The following is a 24,644-nucleotide window of genomic DNA, read 5'->3' on the forward strand; positions in this document are numbered from 1 at the left end:
AATATTGTGTTTATCACATACAGACAGCAAGACTTTGCGTTTTACCTTCTGGGTTGGTCAAATCACCTGAAACCAAATCGATTTGGTTTATTTTCATTAATGAGACCAATTCTAGAGTACAAAATTTTGTCTCCCATAGCTCTGTCCTTGCTCGGTTAGCAATAAATGCTTTCTGATCTTTATCCGCATTTGGCAAAGACATTAATTCTGTCAAGGCAGTCCTAAAAGTTAATTTATAAGCCCTTAGTGGAAATTCTGTTGTCTTTATTACAGAAACAAACCTAACAGCTCCATTTTCAGTTGATTCTGAGAGTCTATATCCATAACTTTTTAAGCTCTCTAATGTATCTTCAGCATATAAATCTGTACTACCTAAAGAGAGAAACAAGACACATAACAATATTTTCTTCACGAATTCCTCCTTGATTTTTACTCTTCGTAGTCCGCCAGCCTTTTCTTAGCTTCGCGTTTATTTTTCTCAAGCATTTCAGCCGAGCCGGAGCCGCAAGAGATGATGGTGCGCATGGCCTCTTCCACCGTCACATGAGGCAACAACTGCACACAGTTCTCCGGCAAATGATAAGTCAGACCAGAGGTCGGAATTGGTGCAGTGGGCACAAACACCGTAAAAGCGCCATCGGGGTGACGACTGGTAACAATGGCGGTGACGGTGGTCGGCGAATCCGGGCCAAAAATTTTTGCCAGTGCCGCCTGTCCCTTGAGCAGGCTGTCCTCGCTGCCACCTCCCAGCAATTGGGAAACAATTTCACGAATAGTGCGATAACCCGGTGCCAGCTTCGCCAGCCAGCCATCCAGATGGCCGTGCATCCAGCCACCGAGGCGGGTTTTGATCAGCAGCCCCACCACGAAACAGGCGCCAAGAATAATCCCCAGCACCGCCAGGAAGGCAACAAACTCGTTCAGCGCCGTTTCCTGCTGCAACAGCCCGGTGAGCGGACTGATGAGATCGGAAATCACCCCAAACAACCACACGAAGATCATCGCCAGCAGCGCGATGGGGAGCACTACCATCAACCCACCCAGAATTGTCAGGGTAAGAAATGATCGAACACGTTGCATGGTCTATCCTCAAAACAGATATCGGCGGGGCCGGAGAAACACGGCGGAGTTGATGTCTATCAAATCAGAATTGCCTCAGCACATCTACACTGGGCGCACAAAAATGGAGAGCACAACATGAAAACCAATGTCGGAACTGTCGACCGAGTCATTCGCATTGTGGCCGGACTGGTGTTAATTGCACTGGTATTTGTGGGCCCGCAAACACCCTGGGGCTGGATTGGTATCGTGCCTCTGGCAACCGGCCTGATCAGCAATTGTCCGCTCTATTCCATACTTGGGCTAAGCACCTGCCCAATGAAGAAAGGGTAAAAGTAGCGAAACAACAATCCAGATAAGGGAAGGAAAGGGTCGCCCGCCGGGCAATACCGCCTTCCTTTATTTTTTCTATTTCTTTCCCGGTTCGTCTGATCCTTTACCGTAAACCAGCTCACCCACAATTTTCTGGGCAATCTTCTTTTTCAGTTCGACCAGGCCCACTTCGTCCGTAGCGCCCTTCAGAAAATAGATTTCGTAAACTTCCTGAGCCTTGTAAGCAGCGCGTAACTCCGGGTGCTTGGCAAGCGCGGCATTCTTCTCATCGTTTAAGAAGCTCTCCAGCAGCTCGTTATATTTTTTATCTTTGGCTTCAGCAGAATCTTCCGCCGGCTGCTCCGGTGTGGGTGGAACCATTGTTTGAACCTTCTCAACTATCAGCGCCCTGACCATACCCTATCAAGCGGGCAATAGGCCTCAGCCAGTGACACCACCTTTCAGGGAGGCCGCCAGAATACAACATTTACCATGTGGGGAAAAAACACTCTGATGCCTTCGTCTGAACTCGTGACCCTGTACTAATAGGCGCGGCTGATCCAGGTCAATAAGGTCGCTGTTGGGGAAGCGCACTATGAAAAGAGAGAACCATCAACCAGGAGTAAATGAATGATCAATTACGTAAAAGGCGACATCCTTCAGAGCAAAGCACAACTGATTGTCCACAGCGTGGCACCCAATGACAATTTTGGTCAGGGGCTGGCGCTTTCCCTCAGAGAACAGTGGCCTGCCATGTACAAGGACTTTCGCCATTTCTGCCAGGTTAGCCACCCAAAATCAGGGGATATCTGGGTATGGGCCGGAGCAAGCGGCACGCGCATTGCCGCGCTGCTGACCCAAGAAGCCGCCTACGGCCACGGCGAAAAGCCGGGCAAATCCAGTCTGCCCCATGTCAATCACAGTCTGCGCGCACTGCGCCAGGAAATCGAAAAGGAGGGTGTGACCAGTGTCGCCCTACCCAAGCTGGCGACCGGTGTTGGCGGACTCGACTGGGATGACGTCAAACCCCTGATTGAGAATCACCTGGGCGACTGTGGTGCGGCGATTGAGGTTTATGAGACATATGTGGCTGGGGAAGTGGCTTGATAGGTAGCTATTAACGCTCGGCTCTGGGGCTGCATGGAGCGCAGCATAATGCAGTCCCTAGCAGCCGCTTGTTAAGTGCTTTATTCACGACCAAATACGACAATATCTTCATCATTCGGGTTTTTTATAACATCCGATTTGGTTCTAAAATGCACTTTCTTCTTTTCTATAAGATTATGAAACTCAGGTTGCAGTTGCCCATCTATTACTTTGATATTTGTGATGTAGTATTTCTTAAAATAGTTATAGGCATGTTTGAATACTTCAAGGTTTTTAGAGCCTACTGGAGGATTCATTTCATGTATACGAGTAACCCCCACAAAAAGCGATTCATGTGGGTTTAAACCTGCCGATTCCATTTTGTTTACGATTGCCTGCCACTCAGATCCAATGTGAACCTTATAGTCTAAAGGGGCTTTATCAGATATTTCTCCAATAAAACTAAGTCTGATTTCATCTTCACTATCTACATCACCAAACTGTTTTTTTAATGATGAAAATATTTCTTCTCCAGCAGCATCATCTTCGAATACAAACCCCGCAATAGGAGCAGCTTGCAAGCTTGGATCGCTTACAAATGCCATCCCTCTCCACTTCGCCTTATTCCACAAATCAACGTCTATTATGCTACTAAAAAACATTGATTTTCTTTCTTTAGGGTCAAGAGGTTTTATGGATGCTTCAACTTCCGGCTCTGTACCCAAATCTGGTCTTTTTGATTTTGAAAGACCCAATATTCTATTCTTTAATTTTTCTAAGCTTTCTTGGTTATTGAATTGATAATATGTATATGGTTGCAAAGGAAGAGGAATATGCTTTGTATCGGCATTATTCGCTATGATTGGAATGTATTTGTCGTTTTTTGAATTTAGAGTATACAGGTGCTGAAGAATTAAAGTTGTTTCCCATTTTACGCCAAGGCCGCTCTCATCCCCTGAATGATCATTTGCTCTTTTATATAACAACTCAGAGCAAACAACCAATACGTAATCGGCTTGCTGGATTTGTCTCGCCATCCATTTGGGCCACCCTTCCTGGGGAGCTTCTTCATATTGGTCAATTTCTGAATCAATGCCTTTGCTGCGCAGATAATTAGATAGAGATAAAACAGAATCCGAGAGCTGCTCAGACTCGTGCGCGTAACTAATAAATACCTTTTTTGTCATTTTCTATCCCAGATTACTTATATAGCAGACTAGACACTTAACAGTCTGTTTATGAGGCCTTCGGCCTCATAATCATTATTATCGGGGCGCCTTGATAACAAGTTATCGGGGCAACCCAAAAAAATATAACCCATTGATTAAAATAGAATAAGTGTTTTTCAGCTCTATTGGCTAATCAATTATCAGGGCAAATATTTACTGTGTGACCAAAAAAAGATGGGAATGGTGAACAGGCCTTCCACTGGTCTTTTTTCAAGGAGGAGTGTCACCATTCCTTTGGTCTGCCAACGATTAAGCCATAACTCCCGCCGCTACAAAAGTCCCTGATTGTGCGCCATGCCGGATGCCCGCTCAGTGCTCCACAGCCTGCTCATTATCTGCTTGCGGTTTTTTGCCCCTCGCCAATAACACCCACAACTTCTGGTGAATCACCAGCGCCACCAGAATCAGCCCCGCCCCCGCCAGCATGGTCAGGGTGACGACTTCATCCACCGCCCAGACGCCGAGCAGCATCGCCAGAATCGGGGTGATCAGCGGTATCAGCGACACGGTTTCTACCGCCATGTGGTTGAGGATGTAGTAATAGGCAGCAAAGCCCACCAGTGAGGCAAACAGTGACAGGTACAACAGGGATGCCAACCCTATTGGCGTGTAATGGATGGGGCCGACACCAGTAATGGCCACCCAAGTAATCAGCAACCCCGGCAGTGAAAATGCCATGGACCCCAGGGCCTGCTCCATCGGCGGCACGGTCATGGTTTTATTGAGCTTTTTTATCAGCAGAGAACTGGAGGAAAACACGACATTGGACAGCAACATCAGCCCGATGCCGATGGCGCCGTGCTCCCCCATTCTGGCGCGATCATAAAAAATGAACACCAGGCCGACCACGGCTAGCGCGATGGCCAACAACTTGCGGGGCTGCAGGACGCTTTCCCCCAGAATTGGGCGTGTGAGCACCGCCGTGAAAAATGGCGCAAGACCAAACATCAGCGAGATCAGGCCGGAGGAAATGTAGTCCGCCGCCACGTAGATCAGTGCCATGTTAGGAAAAATACCCAGGGAGGCCGCGGCATAGAGTTTCCAGTGGCGGCGAATATTCAGACCGGCGTAACCGCCGATGGTGCAGATGACACTGCCCACCAGAACGGCGAGCAGAATCCGCAGGCTGAGGCCCGCCATGGGGCTGAAGGATTGCCCGCCCAGTTTGATTGACAGTGGTGTGGTGGCCCAGATCATGATCACCAGTAAATAGGCTAGTTGTACCCGCATGGGTATTCTCCCGAATACGTGCCGCTATTCCTCAATCTGGGGCCAACAACGAAAAAGGCCGCAGAGGGGTTATCTGCGGCCTTTGAAAAAATAAAAGTTCTACTAACTCATTTTTCCGCCGCACAGGGTCGCATCCAGCGCATTGCTTGCACTGGCATGGCCACAACTGGTTTGGCGAAAAACAGACACATAAAAATTGTCATTGGTTGAGTTAATGTCGTGAAACTATACCCGCACAACTCCTGAGCGGACAAGCGAAAATGCCAAAAAATAACGTTGGCGTGGTAATAAACCAGACATACTGTCCAACCGGGCGGGCTGGTATGATAGCGACCTGTTTTTTCAACCCGATGTTATGAACGAATCCTCCCCCATTGCCCTGCTCGCCTTTGCCCTCTCCATTACCGGCCCTATTTTTCTGGTGGTGCTGCTGGGACTGTTCCTGAAACGCATCGGCCAGGTGCCACACGAATTTGTCAAACCCGCATCCAACCTGGTGTTCAACGTCGGCCTGCCGGTGGTGTTGTTCCTGAGTATTTACCGGGCCGATCTCAGTAATTTTGATATGGGGCTGCCACTGCTGGTGGCGGTGCCACTAACTCTGTTGCTGTTTGGCCTGTCCTGGCCAGTGGGCAAGTGGCTGACCAGCACCAGTGCGGAACAAGGCATTTTTGTGCAGGGGGCTTTTCGCGGCAATCTGGCCGTCATCGGCCTGGCCTTTTGCAACAACGCCTACGGTCAGGTGGGGCTGGCGACAGCAGCAGTGCCCATCGCCCTGTTGACGGTGCTCTACAACGTGCTGGCGGTCGTGGCACTGAACCCGCTGCAGAGTGACGACGGCCAATCACCACTGCGACGCATGTTGCGGAATACTCTGCGCAACCCACTGCTAATCAGTATTGCGCTGGGCTTTATGATGAAGTTCAGCGGTCTGCCGCTGCCGAAATTGCTGGAGGATACCGGCAATTATTTTGCTCAGATGACATTGCCGCTGGCGCTGCTGTGCATCGGTGCTTCCATGAACCTGAGTGCGTTGTCCCACTCCGGGGCCAGTACATTGGGTGCTGCGCTGCTGAAGCTGGTGGCAATGCCGGTGCTGATTGTTAGCACTGCTGCCTGGCTGGGCGTTGAGGGAATGGCGATGGGAATTCTGTTTTTCCTGACATCCTCACCCACCGCCGTGGCGAGTTTTATTCAGGTGCGGGCCATGGGCGGCAACGGCGAGCTGGCCGCCAATATGGTGGTCTTGTCGACACTACTCGGCATCCTTACCGTTACCAGCGGGCTTCTGGCACTAAAAGCCCTTGGCCTGGTCTAGGTCATTGTGGCGAACACGGCTGATGTAAGTAGCGCTAACGGTATCCATGTTGACCAGGTGATTCATCAACCAACGCGGGAATTCCGTGAGCAGGTAGTCTTTCAGCCGCGCCACATCCCGGTGACTTCGCCAATACCCCAGTTCTTTACCCATGTCTTCAAGCACATGACGGTGCTCGGCCACATGCAATTCGTAAGCGGGAAAACCGTATTTCTCCATTTCCCGGTCTTCATGTTCAAAATGCACGATGTGGTGGTCCAGTAATTTGGCAAACTCCCGCTCTATTTTCTCGGCATGGTCCAGAGGCGAACCCTCGCTGAGCAAGATTTCCAGGTGGTTACTGATATCCAGAGCTTCCTGATGGTCGCGATTCAGGAAAGAAAGGTCTACTTTGGGAATGTTGTGATGATCGAGCATAGCAAGCACCCTCCAACGTTGGAGTTTCAACCTACACGAAAACGGGGTGTCTCGAGATGATGAAAATCAACTCGGATTGCATTCCCTGTAACATGGCTAACCTTCCAGCCCAAAGGTAGAATAACTTTTTTACCCAAACACCCGATTGAGGTCTTCTATGAGTGCACAGGCACACCCTGCCTTCGAATTTCTGCGCAGCGAGCGTGTGGAGTCACTAAACATTGATGTGGCGGAATACCGCCATCGCAAAACCGGCGCCCAACACATCCATATCAGCACCGACAACCCGGAAAACGTGTTTCTGGTGGCCTTGCGCACGGTGCCCCATGACTCAACCGGTGTCGCCCATATTCTCGAACACACGGCACTCTGTGGCAGCGAGAAATACCCGGTGCGCGACCCGTTTTTTATGATGATTCGGCGCTCCCTCAACACCTTTATGAACGCCTTTACCAGTTCCGACTGGACCGCCTATCCGTTCGCCAGCCAGAACCGTAAGGATTTCAACAACCTGCTCGATGTCTACCTGGACGCAGTGTTCTTCTCCCGTCTGGATGAGCTGGACTTCTGCCAGGAAGGCCACCGGGTGGAATTTGCCGAGCCGGAAAACCCCGACTCACCACTGGTCTACAAGGGCGTGGTCTACAACGAGATGAAGGGGGCCATGAGTTCGGTCTCTTCCACCCTGTGGCATACCATGTGCGAATACTTGTATCCCACCACCACCTATCACTACAACAGTGGTGGTGATCCGGCCTGTATTCCCGACCTGACCTACGAGCAACTGAAAAGTTTTTATAAAACCCACTACCACCCGTCCAACGCTATTTTCATGACCTTTGGGGATATTCCGGCGGCAGAGTTACAGGAAAGCTTTGAAGCCAAGGCGTTGAGCCGGTTCGACAAGCTCGACGTGCATATTGCTGTTCCCGATGAACAGCGTTACCGGGAACCCCTCACCGTAGAGCAGCCCTATGCCTTTAACGAGGAAGGCAGCGCCGACGAGAAAACCCATATTGTCATGGGCTGGCTGCTGGGCAAAGCTACCGATCTGGAGGCCAGCATGGAAGCGCACCTGCTGTGCAGTGTGCTACTGGATAACAGTGCTTCCCCTTTGCAGAGAGCCCTGGAAACCACTTCTCTCGGCACCTCCCCCTCCCCCATGTGCGGATTGGATGATTCCCAGCGGGAGCTTTGTTTCCTGTGTGGTATTGAGGGCAGCGAAAGCAACCGTGCCGACGACCTCGAAAAGCTGGTGCTGGACGTTTTGCGGGAAGTTACTGAAAACGGTATACCCCAGGAGCAACTGGAAGCCTCTTTGCATCAACTGGAACTGCAGCAGCGGGAAATTGGCGGCGACAGCTACCCCTACGGCCTGCAACTGATCCTCACATCCCTGACCAGTGCCACCCATCGGGGTGACCCTATCGCCCTGCTGAACCTGGACCCGGTACTGGAGAAACTGCGCGCCAATATTCAGGACCCGGAATACATCAAACAGCTCACCCGTCGGCTGTTACTGGACAATTTGCATCGGGTGCGTCTCACCATGTCTCCCGATACGCAACTGTCAGCGCAACGGGAAGCGCTGGAAGCTGAAAAGCTGGCGGCCATCAAGAACAAACTTGATGCAGAGGGTAAGCAGGCGGTCGTGGCGCGTGCCGAGGCCCTGAAACAGCGGCAAGAAAGAAAGGACGACGAATCCATTTTGCCCAAGGTAGGTCTGGAAGACGTTCCCCCGGAAATGGCCTATGTGTCGGCTACAGATCGACAAACCAGTCCCCTGCCTCTGACCCGCTACAGCGCTGGCACCAATGGGTTGGTGTACCAGCAGGTCATTCTGTCGCTGCCGACTTTTAGTAATGAGCAGTTGGATTTACTGCCCATTTACTGCCAGAGCCTCACCGAGTTGGGCGTGGGCGACAAGGATTATTTGGGCACCCAGCTGTGGCAGTCACGGGTGTGTGGCAGCATTAATGCCTATGCGAGTGTTCGCGGTAAACCCGATGATGTGCAGCACCTGTCGGGCTTTATGACCCTGTCCGCCAAGGGGCTGAGTAACAACCACGGGGAATTGAGCGAACTGATGCAGGCGACACTGGAAAGCGTGCATTTTGACGAACTATCCCGTATCCGCGAACTGATTGCCCAAACACGCGCCCGCCGGGAAAGCAGTGTCACCGGCAACGGTCACAGCCTCGCCATGACGGCAGCATCCAGCGGCATCAGCCCGGGAGCACGGCTCACCCATCACTGGGGCGGACTGGCAGGCATCCAATATATCAAACAACTGGATGCCGCTCTGGCTGACTCGGGCGAACTGGAGAGGCTGGCCCAGCAACTGGTAGAGATTCATCAATTAATACTGAACGCACCCAGGCAATACCTGCTGGTGGGTGAGGAAGAAAAACTGGCGGATTACAGGCAGACCTTGCAACAACATGCCAGCGGGGGTACTTCAGACGGCTTCCAGGCATTCAGCCAACCCGGGGTTAATCAGCCCGTGGCGGAGTTGTGGAAGGCAAATACCCAGGTGAATTTCTGCGCCAAAGCCTATCCCACGGTGCCCACGGCTCATCCGGATGCTGCGCCCTTGACCGTACTGGGTGGTTTCCTGCGCAATGGCTACCTGCACCGGGCCATCCGCGAACAGGGCGGTGCCTACGGCGGCGGCGCCAGCCAGGAAAACAATGTCGGCGCCTTCCGTTTCTATTCCTACCGGGACCCGCGAATTGAAGGCACTCTTAACGACTTTGATGCCGCACTCGACTGGCTACAGAACGAAAGCCACGAATGGCAGCAGGTGGAGGAAGCCATTCTGGGTGTGATTGGCAGCCTGGACAAACCCGGCTCCCCCGCTGGAGAGGCCAAAGAAACATTCCATGCTGAACTGTTCGGCCGCACCCGTGAGGTGCGAGAGAATTTCAGGAACCGCGTACGCCAGGTACAACTGGACGACCTGAAACGTGTCGCTGCCACCTACCTGACACCGGAGCGTGCCAGTACCGCAGTGATCACCAACCCCGACCAGGCCAAGCTGGCGGATGCGCTGAAACTGACCCCGGTATCCCTTTAGTGTTCGAGTTTCATATCGATCCGCGATTTTCGGAAACCGATGCCCTGGGCCATATCAACAACACGGTGTTACCGGTGTGGTTCGAGGCGGCGCGCGCGGACCTCTTCCGCCTCGTACACCCGCGCCTGACCCGGGACGACTGGCCGATGATTCTGGCGAGCATCAAGGTGGATTTTATCGATCAGATCCATCTCGGCGGTGGAGTCACGATCCGCACGGGCATTCAGAAAATCGGCACCAAATCCTTTACCGTCGAGCAGCAGGCTTTCCAACATGACAAGCTGGTCGCCCGGGGAGAAGCTGTGCTGGTGTGGTTCGATTACCGGCAACAGACTTCCCAACCCATTCCCGAAGAGGTCCGTCTTCTGCTGCAACCACACCTGCTGGAAAACAGCCCCGCATGAGCAAAGACAATATTTATGACACGCCGCAATTGAGCATTGCCGGATTCCGCTTTGACCGGGCAGTAGCCTCGGTGTTTCCGGACATGATCAAGCGCTCAGTGCCCGGCTATGAAACCATCATCGCCATGACCGGCACACTGGCAGAAAGATATGTTCAATCCGGCAGCCGTTGTTACGACCTGGGCTGCTCCCTGGGTGCCTCTACCATCGCCATGCGCCATCATATTCCCCACGACAACTGTCAGATCATCGCCGTGGATAACAGCGAGGCCATGCTCGCCCAGTGTCGCGAGGTGCTGGCACAGGACGATGGCAGAGTACCGGTGGAACTGCTCTTCGACGACGTACAAAATGTCGAGGTCACTAATGCTTCCATGGCGGTGCTGAATTTCACCCTGCAATTCATTCCCGTGGCCCAGCGCAGTGAACTGCTCCAGCACATCGCCGACGGCCTGCGACCGGGCGGCGTATTGGTACTGTCGGAAAAAGTCGCTTTCGAGGACCCGCAACACCAGCAACTGATGATAGAACTTCACCACAACTTCAAACGCGCCAACGGATACAGTGATCTGGAAATCAGCCAGAAGCGCTCGGCGCTGGAAGACGTGCTGGTGCCAGAAACCCTGGCCGTCCACCGCCAACGACTCAGAGATGCCGGTTTCAGCAGCGTCGACGTCTGGTTCCAGTGCTTTAATTTCGCCTCACTCATCGCCATTAAATAACCATGATCGACTTTGCCCCACTGATCGCCAAACTGGCCGAAGGCCCCCTCGCACCCTGGGCGGAATTACTACCGCAACAGGTCGCCGACGGCATGGCCGTGGAACGCTGGGGCGACCTGCCAGATTGGCAGGCGGTGCTGGAACAATTACCAGGCCTGCTGCCATCCCACATCGACCTGAAAGACAGCGTGACTATTGGCGACGACGCCGACTGCGACGAAGCTACCCGAAAGCAACTTCGCGAAGTGCTAATGGGACTGCACCCCTGGCGCAAAGGCCCTTACAACCTGTTCGGTCTGCACCTGGATACCGAGTGGCGCTCTGACTGGAAATGGGACCGGGTGGCACCACACCTGGCGCCCCTCAAAGACAGGCTGGTGCTGGATGTGGGCTGCGGCAACGGCTACCACTGCTGGCGCATGTTGGGCGAAGGTGCCCAGCGGGTGATTGGCATCGATCCATCCTGTAAATTCGTGCACCAGTTCTACGCTATGAAACACTTCATTGGCGACTGCCCGGCGGACGTGCTGCCGGTGGGTATCGAGCAGTTGCCGGAGGGTTTACAGGCCTTTGATACGGTGTTTTCCATGGGCGTTTTTTACCACCGTCGCGCCCCCATGGATCACCTGCGGGAACTGAAAGACTGCCTGCGCCCAGGCGGACAGCTGGTACTGGAAACGCTGGTCATCGAAGGGGAATTGGGTGAAGTGCTGGTACCCGAGGGACGCTACGCCAAGATGCGCAATGTCTGGTTTCTACCGAGCCCGGATACCATGCTGTCCTGGCTGCGCAAATGTGGCTTTGCCAATCCGCGCATGGTGGACTTCACCCCCACCACCGTGGAAGAACAGCGACCGACCGAGTGGATGACCTTTGAGTCGCTGCCAGATTTTCTCGACCCGGCGGACCATAGCCGGACTATTGAAGGCCATCCGGGGCCGATTAGAGCGGTATTCCTGGCTGAATCTTGAAGAAGAAACGATGGCTGGCGATCAGTCGTCCAGTTCGATCACGGGGGTATCGAGCCCAAACTCAGCGTGAATCTGCACGCACCAGCGGTTAAGGCGCTCGGCAGTCTGATCGGGCTGCTGGTCCTCATCAATGGCCAGCCCCACAAACAGGCCCTGACCCGGAATCTCAGCTTTGGATGCATCGTAATCGTAGCCCTGGGTAGGCCAGTGGCCAATAATGCGATCCGCGCTGCGTTCCACCACATCATGAAGCATGCCCATGGCATCAAGAAAAAAGTCACCGTAACCAAACTGGTCGCCGAGGCCAATAAAGGCCACGGTTTTACCAGAAAAGTCGAGGGCTTCCACATCTTCCCAGAAATCCTCCCAATCGGACTGGATCTGACCGAAGTCCCAGGTGGGGATACCGAGAATCAGCTTGTCATAGTCCAGGAACTCCAACTGGGTGACTTCGCCGATATCGTGGATGTCCACCACGTCCTCACCCAGTCGGCGCGCAATGCGATGGGCAACGGACTCGGTGTTGCCCTCGTCACTGCCAAAAAACAAGCCAATTTTGCTGGATACTGTGGTCACTAAAGCCCCTGGATAGAATGCCACTGAAAAAATCAGCGCGAATTTTCCCAGCTTAGGTATCTGGAAACAACTGCCGGAGAACAGAAAATTTGGCGACACAACCCGCGGAAGCAGGTTCCACAATCTACTTATTCAAAAATAGCGGCTGAGTTGCAGTTGGATGTAGTCATCCCGACTAAACGAGTAGAGTGGCTCATCCTGTTCCGCATTGGTGATGGTCCGCAGGCGCAGCTCCAGAGAAATACTGTCACCAAAACGCCGCTCGGCTTCTATGTTAAAGAATGTTTCCGAGGTTTTTTTATCGACCACCGCGCCCACCAGAATGGCGGTATCCTGCGGATCGTTTAAGGACCAGCGAACGCCCATAAACACATCATTGTCCGCTGTGGATACCGGCTCCAGAGAAGAGCGTTCATCGTATTGATATTCCAGCAAAATGCCGATGTCGGCATCGGTCTCATTCACCTGGTAAAAGGTGTATTCAAACCCTGCGACACCGGCCGCAAAGGTTTCATCAAAGCCATCCCTGACGATAGCCTCCAGCTTCCACAACCAGGCGTCTCTGGTGTATTGCAGGTCGAGCCCCACCTGGTCAATCTGATCATAAAAGGGTTTCAGCTCACGCCCATTGTCGGCAAGCAACAACCTGGGTTCACGGCTGGTACCGCGGAAATAATAAAGGCCTATGTCCACGTCGCCAAAGTAGTGACTGTAGCGCAGCGCAACATCCACATGCTTTTCTTTAGCACCGGATTCATAGTCAGCATCATCCCAATCGACGGGCAAGGGGGAGCGAAAGCGGCCATCCAGACCGGGAAATGTGCGTTCCCTGAAGTAGGGAAGCAGGTAGACATTAAGCAATCCCCAGTCTTTCTGCACAGCCAGATTGACCATGGGTTGCCCCAGCTTGTCTTCCTGATCGATGTCTTCGACCAGGTCAGTCTGGTTGACGATATCTACTAGGTGAACCGATTCTGTCACGCCCCAGAAAACCTTGTTGAAACCGACCAGAACTTCAAATTGATCGCCCTCAAAAGCCCAATAGGCTTCGCGAAGATCAAGGTGACGTCGCTCCTCGTCGTTTTCATCCCAACGGGCAAAGGGGATAAACGACGCCCTTTGATCACCGTCTTCACTGCGCCAGCGAGCTTCCCATTCTGCCGAGACGGACACCTCTAAATCACTGCTATTTTGTCCAGGCCACAAGGCGTCTTGAGAGAAACCCCGCAACTGCAGTGCAGTATTTCCGGAAAAATCCCACTCAGAATCACCGGCAAGTGCGTGACTGGCAACAATGGCCAGCATCAGCGCAGCAAGTAAACCCGGCATCGACGTACGAAGGCTGTTTTTTAAATCCATCATCGCAAACGGGACAAGCGGCCTTTTACAAAATCGTTGTCGGTTAATCCGACGCCAAATTGATACTCACCGTAAATTAAATCTGTACTTTTATTGGTCTGTATATTTTTCATCACAAGACGGTGGGGCCGCCAGAATTTATCGTCATATTTTCTGTAATCTTCAAACAATAGTTCTTTAAGCAAGCTGCCACGGCGGTCATAGAATTCAATTTTACGAATTTGATATTCGGTGGTGTCCACCCAGGAAATCTGTTTTGTATAACCTGAATTTTCATAACGGGGGTAACGCTCTACCACATCACACACCAAGTCTCCGCAGGGCTCTTCCCTCAAGTATTTATAACTGAATTTATTTAATTCGCTGGCGGTAAAATCTTCAAAGGCAAACTCTGAACCGACAAATGGGCCAGACTTATTCCGGGAAGAGATTCGCTTCACGCGCTTTAGCGCCGGCAGATAGAGCCACTGGTCATCCGGATCAAGAATTTTGGCATGGGAAAGCAATGCTGTTCCTTCGATATCCTTTGGCGTTGAAAATAACACTAGGCTTTTGTCACCTACGGATTCATCGGGTATTTCCAGCGTCGTGAAATCCATACTCCGAACAGACTCCTGTCCTGCGGCATTGCGAAGAACCATGGTCATTTCAGCTTTGCTGTCACCAAAACCGCGATCGGAACGATCCGAGCGCGCCGCCACATCAAATCCATGTTCTTCAGGCGTCTGGGAAAGTGCTGGCGAGGCCACCACAACACTCACCATCGATAAAACGGCGGCAGTCAATATCTGTAACTGTGTCATCTATTTCACCTTTATTTTTTTCATCTTTGGAAAAGAAAAATCTCTATTTTCATCATTTGTTTTATGTTCGTTCTGCTACTGCCTGAGCACGTTCTGTATCCACTTTTTTCTTATCCATCACCAACAGTAACGCCGGAAGAAAGAGGAAATCGAGCAACAGGGCAAACAGAATGGATAAGATGGTCATCAATCCCATATCCACATTCATTTTGAAGGCCGACGTTGTCAGCACAAAAAAACCGATGATCAGGATGATCGTGTTAACCAAAATGGCCACGCCAACATTGCGAAAGGCATAACGTATCGAATCATCAACCGAGATGCCATGTTCATTCCGTGCCCTGACATATTTGGAAAGGAAGTGCACGGTATCATCGACGATGATACCCAATGATACAGAAGCCACCGTTGCCACTGAGAAGCCTACCTCGCCAATGAGCACAGCCCAGGCACCAAAGGTCATCAGGAGCGGCAGCCCGTTGGGTATCATACTTAACAGGCCCAACCTGATGCTGCGTAAGGCAATCACCATAATCAATGCAATCGCAATAATCGCCACCAGAGTTCCGCTAATCATATTGTCGACATTGCGATCTGTAATATAGGTAAACATGACCTGGGCACTGGTTGGTTGCGACTGCATATATTCAGGCCAGTTTTCAGCCATCCATGCTTGCGTGTCCGCCAGGAATGTTTTCGTTTCGGAGGTCGTCACTTTGCGCAAGGTCGCCGTTACCCTTGTGGCTGACTTGTCCACATTAATGCGGTCGTTCAAATCAAGTCCGTAGGGCAAGGACAATTCATAGAGCAGTAAATACTGTGCGGACAACTCGCGATTTTTTGGAATGTGATAAAACGACTGATCATCACCATGCATATTTTTATTCAGGCGCTTCATAATGTCTGAGATGGAGTAAACATGCTTCACCTCAGGCCTTGTGCGCAAATACTGAACAAATTTTTCAAGGTTCTCCAAGTACTCTGGCTCACTGACGCCACCGGGATTTAATGCAGGCACTGAATACTCGATGGGATACATGCCAAAATGCTTTAACGCCTTGTCGGAATCTGTTCGAAATGCCACGCGCTCATCAAAATATTCCACCCATTGATCATTGAACGTCATCAAAGGGATGCAGGCCATAAAACCGACCACGATCAGACAAGCACCCACCAACAACCTACGGTAATGCGCAATCACAAAGTCGGCCAGCCGTGTCATCGCCACTTGCGACCACTCACGTTCGTGAACTTTTTTCACTTTGATGGGCAATACACTCATTAGCGCCGGCAACAATGTCAGGGAGAACAGCCACGCGGCGGCAATTCCCGTAGCGGTGATGTTGCCGAGGTGCCAAAAAGGTGGGGAGTCAGAAAAGTTCAGGGCCAGGAACCCTACAACCGTTGTGATTGACGTAATGGTTACCGGCATAAAATTCAGACGTACAGCCTCTGCTATCGCATCTACCTTTGACATGCCATCCCGCAGCAGGCTGCGCAGAGAAATCAGGATATGAATCGAGTCAGCCACCGCAAGGGTTAAAATCACCGTGGTCGCGCTCATGGAAATTGGCGTCAGTTTTATCGCAAAAAACCCTGCTATTCCCATGCCCACGATACTCGAGAATAGAATAACCAGCAGAACAGATACTGTTCCTGCGAGAGAGCGAAGGATCAGCCATGTCATCACCAGGATCACGAGAAACATCAGCGGTGTCAGAGTACCGGCATCGATCATGCCCACTTCGGAAAAGCTGTTGTTCAGCATGGACACGCCCGTTAGGGAAATATCAATACCGGGAAACTCCGAGCTGATCCGATCACGTAATTGCCTGGCGGCTTCTACGGCTTCGGGCACTTCGGTGAGACTTTGATCAGGGTATTGCAGCACCACGTTGATGGCAGTAACTGCTCCTGTGGGCGTCACCAGCTGATTCACTAATAAAGGCTCATCCACTGAAATCACCTTGCGTGACTGCATTTCCTCTTGCGTGAGGTTTTTTGCATCGATAATCAGATCTTCCACGATCAGATCATCTTCAATGGCACTGGTGTATTGGAAATTGCTGATGGAATCGACACGGATAGCGAAGGGAATTTTCCAAGCTTCTGCAGTCAGCGCTTCAACAGCGGCCAACGTGTTATTGGTAAATGCCGTATCCTCTTCCGGCTCGAGCACAAACAAAATATTGTCATTCTTGGTATAGGTTGCCTGGAGATTCTCAAAGGCAGACAGCTCCGGATTTTCATCGGAAAAAAACACCCGGTAATTAGAAGCAAATTCCAATCGGGACATCCCTGTTCCAATACCAATTGTCACTGCGACAGCGGCAAGAATGACCACCCAGCGATACCGAATAATGGCTCGTGTTAGCTTCTCGGAAAACCTGTCCACCGCGTCAAAATACCGATCCATGATTCAACCCTTATTTTTTACCAAATAGTAATAAATGCGACAAAAAAATGTAACAAAAGCGCCGCGTTAACCAGGCTCGACCCCGGCTCTACGTTTTACAGCCGCCTTATGTGGCTAAAATTAAACCCAGCTAGCCAAAATATCTTCTAATACCTGACTTGTATGATCAGCGCCCGAAAACCCTTTTACCGTTGCCGCGACCCCCGCCAAAGCTACCATTAAAATAGCAGCCAATCTTTCCGGGTCCTGTTCGGTGGTAATTTCGCCACTGCGCTGGGCCTTATCGATCATGTCGGCTAAAAAACGTTTTTTGATGGTATGACTGCGCTCGATCATCTCCTTGACATCCGGGTCATGCGGCGCGACTTCAACCAATGAATTCAATAACATACAACCATTACCCTTAAGGCAAAGGGTGTTAATTCCGCTGAGTAGCGAACGGAGATTTTCCATGGGAGAGTCAGATGAATAAGCGCTCGCGGCTACTTCTTTAAATGTCTGTTCAATGTAAAAACCAAGCGCCTTCAGAAATAATTGATGCTTGTCACCAAATGCCTGATACAGGCTTGCCTTGTGCAAACCGGTTGCTTCAAACAAATCTTTGAACGATGTCCCTTCGTATCCTTTCTCCCAAAACGTGTTCATCACCGCTTCAAGTACGCGTTCTTCCTCAAACCCTCTGGGCCGTCCCACGCTTTTATTTCTTTCTGACAGCTTCATCGAAACACTTAATTTATTACCGATTGGTAAAATATATATCTCAATCCAAACTGCTGTCAACCATAACGTCCGTTCATAGCCTGTCAGACGAAGCGAACCGGAAGCCATGTTGTCATGAAGCGGTGAAGGATGGAGAAAGCTGGCTTTGATGAAACTCCGCAAAAAAACCGTACGAATTTGTCGACACAAACCAACAGCGGCAACCTCAACACAGAACCTATTTTTTCAGTGCCTCAAATGGGTCCTGATAAGGGTAACCCAGGGAATCGGCGACGCCCTTGTGGGTGACCCGGCCAGAATGAATGTTCAGCCCATTGCGCAGGTTGGCATCCTGAAACAGTGCGCCAACCGGGCTTTCTGCCAGCTTCAACACAAATGGCAAGGTAACGTTATTCAGAGCCTGGGTCGCGGTGCGGGCCACAGCACCTGGCATATTGGATACACAATAGTGAACCACGTCATCCACCACGAAAGTAGGTTGTTGGTGGGTGGTCGGCTTCGATGTCTCAAAACATCCGCCCTGATCGATGGCCACATCCACCACGACCGAGCCGGGGTTCATGGTGCCAATCATTTCCCGGGTAACCAATTTCGGCGTAGAGGCGCCGGGCACCAACACAGCACCAATCACCAGATCCGCATGGCTAACAGCCTCTTCAATGGCCGAAGTGGTTGCATACAGTGTAATGACACGTCCATCAAACTGCTGCTCCAGCTCCCTCAAACGGTCTACTGAACGATCAAGTATGGTCACACTGGCACCTAACCCAACGGCTACCCTGGCGGCATTGGCACCCACGACACCGCCGCCAAGAATCACAACCTTGCCGGGAGCGACACCTGGCACTCCACCGAGCAAAACACCCCGACCGCCCTGAGCTTTCTCCAGATGGTGGGCACCGGCCTGCACCGACATACGCCCCGCCACTTCCGACATGGGGGCTAACAGGGGCAAGCGACCCCGATCATCGGTAACGGTTTCGTAAGCGATACCGATAGCCCCGGATTCGAGCAGACGTTGTGCCTGGGCCGAATCCGCTGCCAAATGCAGGTAGGTGAAGAGCACCTGCTCTGGCCGCAGCATACGGCACTCATCCGCCTGGGGTTCCTTGACCTTGATAATCATGTCGGCGTGGGTAAACACCTCTTCAGGGGTAGCGGCAATGGATGCACCCGCTGCCCGATATTGTTCATCGGTAAAATCGATGGCCTTACCAGCATTCTTCTCCACCAGCACCTGGTGTCCAGCACTGACCAACTCCCGAACCGAAGTAGGTGTTAGCCCCACCCGGTACTCGTAATTTTTCATTTCCCTGGGTATACCAACTCGCATACCAGCCCCCTTCTCGAGCGTTTTCAGGCCATGGCTTATGACCAGACCATTGTTTGTTCTATTATCAATATCTGTTTTGATTATAGAAAATAGAGTCATTGGAGAGAAAACCGTTCGACAGGTGTTACCTGATTCAGGTCATATCATCGGCTAGCCTTAACAGGGTTAGATAGGTAGACCCCTCAACATTCCCCAAGCAGGGAGAACATTGCGTTGGCGATACTGAATAATTCCACATTAAAAACTACCATCGGGGTGTTACACCCACGATCGTTGAAACACCTCAGTGATTCCCTCCAGGGGCTGGTGCACGGACGCCTGTGGCTACAGGTTTTGGTAGGCATGGTATTGGGCATTCTGGTGGGTATCCTGATAGGTCCCAGCGTAGGTTGGGTCAATCCAAGCACGGCTGCCACCGCCAGTGACTGGCTGGCGCTGCCCGGCAGACTCTTCCTGGCACTGATTCAGATGATGGTGATACCCCTGGTTTTCGCTTCCATTATCCGTGGGCTGGCGGCGACCGAGGACTTGGAGCAACTGAAAAAAATTGGTCTGCGCGTGGTGCTGTTCTTTATTTTCACCACCGCACTGGCCATTGTGGTTGGGTTGTCCCTGGCCAACCTGATTCAGCCCGGCCAGTACGTGGACAGCCAGGCACTGCAAGCGACCCTGAGCGCTGCACCGGCAATCGATACAACCCCGACGACTGTCGCCGTGTTTGACGATCTGCCCCGCAAAATTGTGACCCTGCTTCCATCGAATCCACTGAGTTCGATGGTGGAAAGCAATATGTTGCAAGTGGTGATCTTTGCCATGGTCATCGGTGTCGCGCTGGTGATGATGACACCCGTTCAGGCAAAACCTCTGCTGGATCTGATGGGCTCCCTGCAGGAGGTCTGTATGACCGTCGTGCGCTGGGCCATGCTGCTGGCACCCTTTGCCGTGTTTGGCCTGCTCGTTCAACTCACTGCCAAACTGGGCCTCGAAGCCCTGTTGGGCATGGCGGTTTACGTGGGCACAGTTCTTTTGGGCCTGTTAGCCATGTTCTGCGTTTATCTGCTGATAATAGCTCTGACAGCGCATATAAGCCCGCGGACCTTTCTGAGCTCGGTAAAGGAAGTCCTGCTGCTGGCCTTTTCCACCTCCAGCTCCGCCGCAGTGATGCCCCTATCCATCAAAACAGCAGAAGAAAAACTTGGGGTACGCCCCTCTGTCTCACAATTTGTCATTCCCTTAGGGGCAACCATCAATATGAACGGCACAGCGCTGTACCAAGGTGTGGCGGCTATGTTTCTGGCGCAGGTATACGGTATTGAGGTTGGCCTCGGTGGCATGGCCCTAATTGTGATTACGGCAGTGGGTGCGTCCATCGGCTCTCCCGCTACACCCGGTGTGGGTATCGTCATCCTTGCCATGGTTCTGAATACAGTGGGCATTCCGGCATCAGGCATTGCCCTGATTATGGGCGTAGACCGCATACTCGACATGAGCCGTACTGCTATCAATGTCAGTGGCGACCTGGTTACCGCCAAACTGATGGATACCTGGGTGGGCAGTAGCCTCAGCCACCACGAAGAACAACTGGCGGAGCAACAGCGTGAACAGATTCGACAGCAGACTGGTGAGGATGTGCTGACCAGCAATGGAATTGGGGAGTCTCGCTAAAAGAATGGGCACAGGGTAAGGAAAATCCTGTTCACAGATTTGATTAGGCATATACTTTTTACATGACAGAACCAGCAGGTTGTCGCGAGCAAGGGCTCACCCCCATTGGATCAATCGTGGAAGTCCACGGGCCGGTGGCAGTTATCGCCTGCGATACCCTGCCACCGCTACACCAAGCCCTCTGCGCCCACATCAACGGCGAAACCTTTCTGTTTGAAGTACACCAGCACCTGGATGAGCACCACCTCCGCGCCATCACTCTACACCGCAGTAGTGGCCTGTACCGCGGCATGACGGTGTTTGATACCGGAGCGCCACTTCATGTGCCAGTGGCGCCGGAATGTCTGGGCCGGTTATTGAACATCTTTGGCGAACCTCTCGATGACAAGCCACCACTGACACCCAGGCAATACCGCAATGTCCACAGCAAACCCGCACCCCTCAGCGAAGCTGTTGGCGTGGGTGAAGTTCTGCAAACAGGCATTAAGGTCATCGACCTGCTCTGCCCCTTTGTCAAAGGGGGAAAAACCGGGCTGTTTGGCGGTGCCGGCGTGGGTAAAACCGTGTTGATTATGGAATTCATGCACTCTGTGGCCACTCTGCATCAAGGTGTTTCGGTCTTTGCAGGCGTCGGAGAGCGCATCCGGGAAGGCCATGAACTGTGGCATGAGATCGAAAAGGCCGGCGTTTTGCCTCAGACTCTGATGGTGTTTGGCCAGATGGACGAATCCCCGGGCGTACGATTTCGCATAGGGCTATCAGCGCTCACTTATGCGGAATACCTGCGCGACAGCTTGCAGAAGGAAGTATTGTTTGTGATGGACAATATCTTTCGATTTGTTCAGGCCGGTAGCGAAGTTTCCAGCCTGCTGGGGCGCATGCCCGCCACAGTAGGCTACCAGCCGACACTCACGACGGAAGTTGCAGAGATGCAGGACCGCATTCTGTCCACCCAAGCCGGTGCCATCACCTCCGTACAGGCGGTCTACGTGCCCGCAGATGACATGACTGACCCCGCTGTGAGCGCCATCCTCAGCCATCTGGACACCACGGTCATTCTCTCCCGCGCCCAAGCGGGCAAGGGGATCTACCCAGCCGTGGACCCACTACAATCAGGCAGCCGGTTGATGGACCGGCATACCCTGGGCGACCAACACTACATCGTCGCCGAAGCCGTCAGGGAACACTTGGCCCGTTACCATGAACTGGAGGATATTATCGCCATGCTCGGGGTTGAGGAGCTATCGTCGAAGGATCGCAAGATTGTCATGAGAGCGAGAAAGTTACAACGCTACCTCACCCAGCCGTTCTGGAGTACTGCAAGCCACTCAGGAATTCCCGGGGTATCCGTACCCCTGGAGCAGACCATCGCCGACTGCGAGGCATTCCTGCGAGGAGATTACGATGACATGCCGGAGGAGCGCTGCTATATGCGGGGCACCATGGCGGGGGTCAAACAATGAAGCAGTTCAGCCTGGTTCTTCAGGATGCTACCCACAACCAGCAAATTGATGGTGTCACATCTTTTGTTGGTGAAGACAGCAGCGGCAGCTTTGGCATTCTTGCCGGTCATGACCGTTTGATCACCGCTCTGGTTATTGGTCTGGCACGCTTTCGGGTTGGTGACGGGGATTGGCAATACCTGGCTGTACCTGGTGGCATTCTCTATTTTCAGGACAACGTGCTGACCCTCAGTACCCGTCATTATCTGCTGGACAACGATTACAACCGCATCAGCCAGGCCCTTCAGCAACAATTGCTGGCGGAAGAAGAACAGCTGCATGCTATGAAGTCCAGCCTGCACCGCATGGAAGAGGAAGTGCTGAAGCGTCTCTGGGAATTGAGCGCCAAAAATGGAAACCTGAGCCATGACGCAATCAGATGAGCTGAGAAAGCAGGTGGAACGCCAGGTTCGGCGTATGAAGAAGGCCGAACGAGAACGACCTACACTGCTCGGTCAGACCGTCTACATCGGCACCCTCGGCCTCCTTCTGGTGCTGCCGGTCGTGGCCGGCGCTTATCTCGGCCAGTGGCTCGATAGCCTGGCCAGTGAATACTCAAGCCGCTGGACCGTCAGCCTGATCCTGGTGGGCGTCATGATTGGTGCCATTAACGTTTACCTCTTTATTCGGGAGTAAAAAAGTGGAAAACCCGGATATCATGATTCACCCACTATTCCACCTTGGGCCGCTGGCTATCACCAGCACGGTGGTTACTACCTGGGTCATCATGGCAATTCTGTGGTTATGTGCCTGGCTGGTATCACGACGGCTGAGCATCACACCCGGTCCGCTGCAATCTGCGATTGAGGGTATGGTAGTTGCCATTGAAAGCGCTGTGTCTGCTGCGGCACCCCAGCATGCGCGGCAGATTATGCCCCTGATCGCCAGCCTTTGGATTTTTCTGGTAATCGCTAACCTGTGTGGGCTAATACCCGGTGTTCACTCCCCTACCCGAGACCTGTCCGCAACCGCTGCCCTGGCCATCCTGGTTTTTCTTTCCACGCACTGGTACGGCATTCGTATCCAGGGGCTGAAGCCCTACCTGAAACACTATCTTTCCCCGAGCCCGATCCTGTTGCCATTCCACCTGATCAGTGAGGTTACCCGCACCGTGGCCCTCGCCGTGCGGCTGTTCGGCAATATCATGAGCCTGGAAATGGCAGCACTGCTGATTTTACTGGTGGCCGGATTTCTGGCCCCGGTCCCTATTCTTATGTTGCACATTATCGAGGCGCTGGTTCAGGCCTATATCTTTGGCATGCTGGCGCTGATTTATGTCGCTGGCGGAATCCAGTCCCAACAATCCCGACAAGCACGGCAAGGAGATAACAATGCCTGACCTATCCACTTTTACCTTAGCCTCGACTGTGGCCGCCGTCTTCGGTGTCTCACTGGGCGTCATGATGCCCGCCATTGCTATGGGCTGGGCCATCAGCCGTGCGCTGGATGCCTTGTCCCGTCAACCGGAGGCTGAACGCTCTATCATGCGTACCCTGTTTATCGGGCTAGCAATGATTGAATCCCTGGCTATTTACGTGCTGGTCATTGTACTGATCATCCTGTTCCGAAACCCGCTGCTGGAATACCTGACTCAGTAGGGCTGATTGCAACGTCATGCAACTCGTGATTCGAGAAGGATACTGTTCGTGGAATTGAACTGGTCGACCTTTCTGCTGGAAATCATCAATTTTCTGGTGTTGCTTTGGATTCTCAAGCACTTCCTATACAAGCCAGTGCTGAACATCATTGCCAAGCGACAGGAAGGTGTCGACAAAGTACTTGATGATGCCCAGACATTGCGTAGCGAAGCCGAGACCATGCAACAACAATACGAAGCCCGGCTGGATCATTGGGAGCAGGAACGTCAGCAGGCGCGCGATACGCTGAAACGGGAGCTGGAAGCTGTCCGCAATAAAAAACTGGAAGAGCTGAAATCGACACTTGCTCTGGAACGGGAAAAAATTCGGGTGGCAGATACCCAGCGACTTGGAGATCAACAGCGCAAGGTGGAGGCGACTGCCATGGCACATGGTGCCCAGTTTGCCGGGCGGCTGCTTAAACAAGCCGCAGGGCCTGAAGTAGAAGCGCACCTTGTAAATCTGGTTATTGCCGAACTGGGACAACTGACCACGGACCAACTGAAAGCCCTTCACTCACACAATGGGGCCAGCCCCAGCCAGGTTATAGTTCAGAGCGCCTACCCCCTCCCGCAAGAACAGCGCCAACTTCTTCAACAGGTCATTAACCAGAATGGTTGGCAGGCCGAGCTGGTATTTAAAGAAGAGCCCGAGTTGCTGGCGGGCCTGCACATCGCCATGGGTGCCTGGATACTGGCAGCCAACCTTCGCGACGAACTGAGGGGTTTTGCAGAATTAACAGCCTTGAGCGATAAAAACAGCCTTGAGCGGGAATAGAAGCCTTGAGCGGGAATCACAGCCTTGAGCGA

The 24,644-nt window shown here is 52.5% G+C and carries 26 protein-coding genes; 14 read left to right on the top strand and 12 right to left on the bottom strand.

Translation table 11 applies throughout. The features are described 5' to 3' along the window. Nucleotides 1-13: 13 nt before the first annotated feature. Nucleotides 14-412, bottom strand: a complete 399-nt coding sequence (locus tag Q8A57_RS02670; RefSeq protein ID WP_305169373.1) for a hypothetical protein — start codon at nt 410-412, stop codon at nt 14-16. Nucleotides 413-429: 17 nt separating this feature from the next. Continuing rightward, nucleotides 430-1,080, bottom strand: coding sequence for a DUF502 domain-containing protein (locus tag Q8A57_RS02675; protein ID WP_305169374.1), 651 nt, complete (start codon nt 1,078-1,080; stop codon nt 430-432). Nucleotides 1,081-1,197: 117 nt separating this feature from the next. Here Q8A57_RS02675 and Q8A57_RS02680 point away from each other — a divergent pair, with 117 nt between their 5' ends. After that, the gene (locus Q8A57_RS02680; protein WP_305169375.1) at nt 1,198-1,392 is read left to right on the top strand and encodes a YgaP family membrane protein; all 195 of its coding nucleotides are present in this window, start codon (nt 1,198-1,200) and stop codon (nt 1,390-1,392) included. Between the two features lie 75 nt (nt 1,393-1,467). Here the strand turns inward: Q8A57_RS02680 and Q8A57_RS02685 are convergent, their stop codons facing one another. Then, entirely contained in the window at nt 1,468-1,752 is a 285-nt protein-coding gene (locus Q8A57_RS02685; RefSeq protein ID WP_305169376.1) for a hypothetical protein, read from the bottom strand. A gap of 249 nt (nt 1,753-2,001) precedes the next feature. Between Q8A57_RS02685 and Q8A57_RS02690 the strand changes: the two genes are divergently transcribed. Continuing rightward, nucleotides 2,002-2,478 (top strand): macro domain-containing protein, encoded by a 477-nt coding sequence (locus Q8A57_RS02690; RefSeq protein WP_305169377.1) that lies wholly within the window; start codon nt 2,002-2,004, stop codon nt 2,476-2,478. 80 nt (nt 2,479-2,558) lie between these two features. Here Q8A57_RS02690 and Q8A57_RS02695 read toward each other — a convergent pair whose 3' ends face one another. Next, complete coding sequence (locus Q8A57_RS02695; RefSeq protein ID WP_305169378.1) at nt 2,559-3,644, bottom strand: SEFIR domain-containing protein; 1,086 nt, start codon at nt 3,642-3,644, stop codon at nt 2,559-2,561. A gap of 351 nt (nt 3,645-3,995) precedes the next feature. After that, on the bottom strand, nt 3,996-4,916 hold the full coding sequence (locus tag Q8A57_RS02700; RefSeq protein WP_305169379.1) for a DMT family transporter: 921 nt from the start codon (nt 4,914-4,916) through the stop codon (nt 3,996-3,998). A 355-nt stretch (nt 4,917-5,271) separates the two neighbouring features. On the opposite strand from Q8A57_RS02700, the gene Q8A57_RS02705 reads away from it, so the two are divergent. Further along, nucleotides 5,272-6,234 (top strand): AEC family transporter, encoded by a 963-nt coding sequence (locus tag Q8A57_RS02705; protein ID WP_305169380.1) that lies wholly within the window; start codon nt 5,272-5,274, stop codon nt 6,232-6,234. Here the strand turns inward: Q8A57_RS02705 and Q8A57_RS02710 are convergent. Further along, nucleotides 6,211-6,651: a bacteriohemerythrin gene (locus Q8A57_RS02710; protein WP_305169381.1), complete on the bottom strand. Its 441-nt coding sequence runs from the start codon at nt 6,649-6,651 to the stop codon at nt 6,211-6,213. The two genes, Q8A57_RS02705 and Q8A57_RS02710, sit on opposite strands and share 24 nt — an antisense overlap. Nucleotides 6,652-6,808: 157 nt before the next feature. On the opposite strand from Q8A57_RS02710, the gene Q8A57_RS02715 reads away from it, so the two are divergent. Genes Q8A57_RS02715 through cmoB form a run of 4 tightly spaced genes read left to right on the top strand, consistent with a single transcriptional unit; the run spans nt 6,809 to nt 11,824 of the window. After that, nucleotides 6,809-9,727 (top strand): insulinase family protein, encoded by a 2,919-nt coding sequence (locus tag Q8A57_RS02715; protein ID WP_305169382.1) that lies wholly within the window; start codon nt 6,809-6,811, stop codon nt 9,725-9,727. Further along, nucleotides 9,727-10,131 (top strand): acyl-CoA thioesterase, encoded by a 405-nt coding sequence (locus Q8A57_RS02720; RefSeq protein ID WP_305169383.1) that lies wholly within the window; start codon nt 9,727-9,729, stop codon nt 10,129-10,131. The genes Q8A57_RS02715 and Q8A57_RS02720 overlap by 1 nt, the downstream gene beginning before the upstream one ends. Continuing rightward, entirely contained in the window at nt 10,128-10,853 is a 726-nt protein-coding gene (gene cmoA, locus Q8A57_RS02725) for a carboxy-S-adenosyl-L-methionine synthase CmoA (protein ID WP_305169384.1), read from the top strand. Before Q8A57_RS02720 ends, cmoA begins: the two co-directional genes overlap by 4 nt. Nucleotides 10,854-10,855: 2 nt before the next feature. Beyond that, nucleotides 10,856-11,824, top strand: a complete 969-nt coding sequence (gene cmoB, locus Q8A57_RS02730; protein ID WP_305169385.1) for a tRNA 5-methoxyuridine(34)/uridine 5-oxyacetic acid(34) synthase CmoB — start codon at nt 10,856-10,858, stop codon at nt 11,822-11,824. A gap of 21 nt (nt 11,825-11,845) precedes the next feature. Here the strand turns inward: cmoB and Q8A57_RS02735 are convergent, their stop codons facing one another. The 6 genes from Q8A57_RS02735 to ald all read right to left on the bottom strand — a co-directional run bounded on the left by Q8A57_RS02735 (nt 11,846) and on the right by ald (nt 19,031). Beyond that, on the bottom strand, nt 11,846-12,400 hold the full coding sequence (locus tag Q8A57_RS02735) for a flavodoxin (RefSeq protein WP_305169386.1): 555 nt from the start codon (nt 12,398-12,400) through the stop codon (nt 11,846-11,848). Between the two features lie 132 nt (nt 12,401-12,532). Then, nucleotides 12,533-13,762, bottom strand: a complete 1,230-nt coding sequence (locus Q8A57_RS02740; protein WP_305169387.1) for a hypothetical protein — start codon at nt 13,760-13,762, stop codon at nt 12,533-12,535. Beyond that, complete coding sequence (locus Q8A57_RS02745) at nt 13,759-14,562, bottom strand: outer membrane lipoprotein-sorting protein (protein ID WP_305169388.1); 804 nt, start codon at nt 14,560-14,562, stop codon at nt 13,759-13,761. The genes Q8A57_RS02740 and Q8A57_RS02745 overlap by 4 nt, the downstream gene beginning before the upstream one ends. A 61-nt stretch (nt 14,563-14,623) precedes the next feature. After that, a complete protein-coding gene (locus Q8A57_RS02750) occupies nt 14,624-16,978 on the bottom strand; it encodes an efflux RND transporter permease subunit (protein WP_305169389.1) in 2,355 nt (784 codons plus the stop codon). A 120-nt stretch (nt 16,979-17,098) separates the two neighbouring features. Then, a complete protein-coding gene (locus tag Q8A57_RS02755) occupies nt 17,099-17,806 on the bottom strand; it encodes a TetR/AcrR family transcriptional regulator (RefSeq protein WP_305169390.1) in 708 nt (235 codons plus the stop codon). 109 nt (nt 17,807-17,915) lie between these two features. Continuing rightward, nucleotides 17,916-19,031, bottom strand: a complete 1,116-nt coding sequence (gene ald / locus Q8A57_RS02760) for an alanine dehydrogenase (protein WP_305169391.1) — start codon at nt 19,029-19,031, stop codon at nt 17,916-17,918. 213 nt (nt 19,032-19,244) lie between these two features. Between ald and Q8A57_RS02765 the strand changes: the two genes are divergently transcribed. From Q8A57_RS02765 to Q8A57_RS02795, 7 genes are all read left to right on the top strand, one after another. After that, nucleotides 19,245-20,696, top strand: a complete 1,452-nt coding sequence (locus tag Q8A57_RS02765; RefSeq protein ID WP_305169392.1) for a dicarboxylate/amino acid:cation symporter — start codon at nt 19,245-19,247, stop codon at nt 20,694-20,696. Between the two features lie 62 nt (nt 20,697-20,758). After that, complete coding sequence (gene atpD / locus Q8A57_RS02770) at nt 20,759-22,159, top strand: F0F1 ATP synthase subunit beta (protein WP_305169393.1); 1,401 nt, start codon at nt 20,759-20,761, stop codon at nt 22,157-22,159. After that, a complete protein-coding gene (locus Q8A57_RS02775; protein ID WP_305169394.1) occupies nt 22,156-22,581 on the top strand; it encodes a F0F1 ATP synthase subunit epsilon in 426 nt (141 codons plus the stop codon). The genes atpD and Q8A57_RS02775 overlap by 4 nt, the downstream gene beginning before the upstream one ends. Next, on the top strand, nt 22,565-22,834 hold the full coding sequence (locus Q8A57_RS02780; RefSeq protein WP_305169395.1) for an AtpZ/AtpI family protein: 270 nt from the start codon (nt 22,565-22,567) through the stop codon (nt 22,832-22,834). Before Q8A57_RS02775 ends, Q8A57_RS02780 begins: the two co-directional genes overlap by 17 nt. 4 nt (nt 22,835-22,838) lie before the next feature. Further along, the gene (locus Q8A57_RS02785; RefSeq protein WP_305169396.1) at nt 22,839-23,537 is read left to right on the top strand and encodes a F0F1 ATP synthase subunit A; all 699 of its coding nucleotides are present in this window, start codon (nt 22,839-22,841) and stop codon (nt 23,535-23,537) included. Next, nucleotides 23,530-23,796: an ATP synthase F0 subunit C gene (gene atpE, locus Q8A57_RS02790; protein WP_305169397.1), complete on the top strand. Its 267-nt coding sequence runs from the start codon at nt 23,530-23,532 to the stop codon at nt 23,794-23,796. The genes Q8A57_RS02785 and atpE overlap by 8 nt, the downstream gene beginning before the upstream one ends. A gap of 48 nt (nt 23,797-23,844) precedes the next feature. After that, nucleotides 23,845-24,612: a F0F1 ATP synthase subunit delta gene (locus Q8A57_RS02795; RefSeq protein ID WP_305169398.1), complete on the top strand. Its 768-nt coding sequence runs from the start codon at nt 23,845-23,847 to the stop codon at nt 24,610-24,612. Nucleotides 24,613-24,644: the final 32 nt, after the last annotated feature.

The organism is Porticoccus litoralis, from assembly GCF_030676955.1.
GTDB classification, from domain to species: domain Bacteria; phylum Pseudomonadota; class Gammaproteobacteria; order Pseudomonadales; family Porticoccaceae; genus Porticoccus; species Porticoccus litoralis.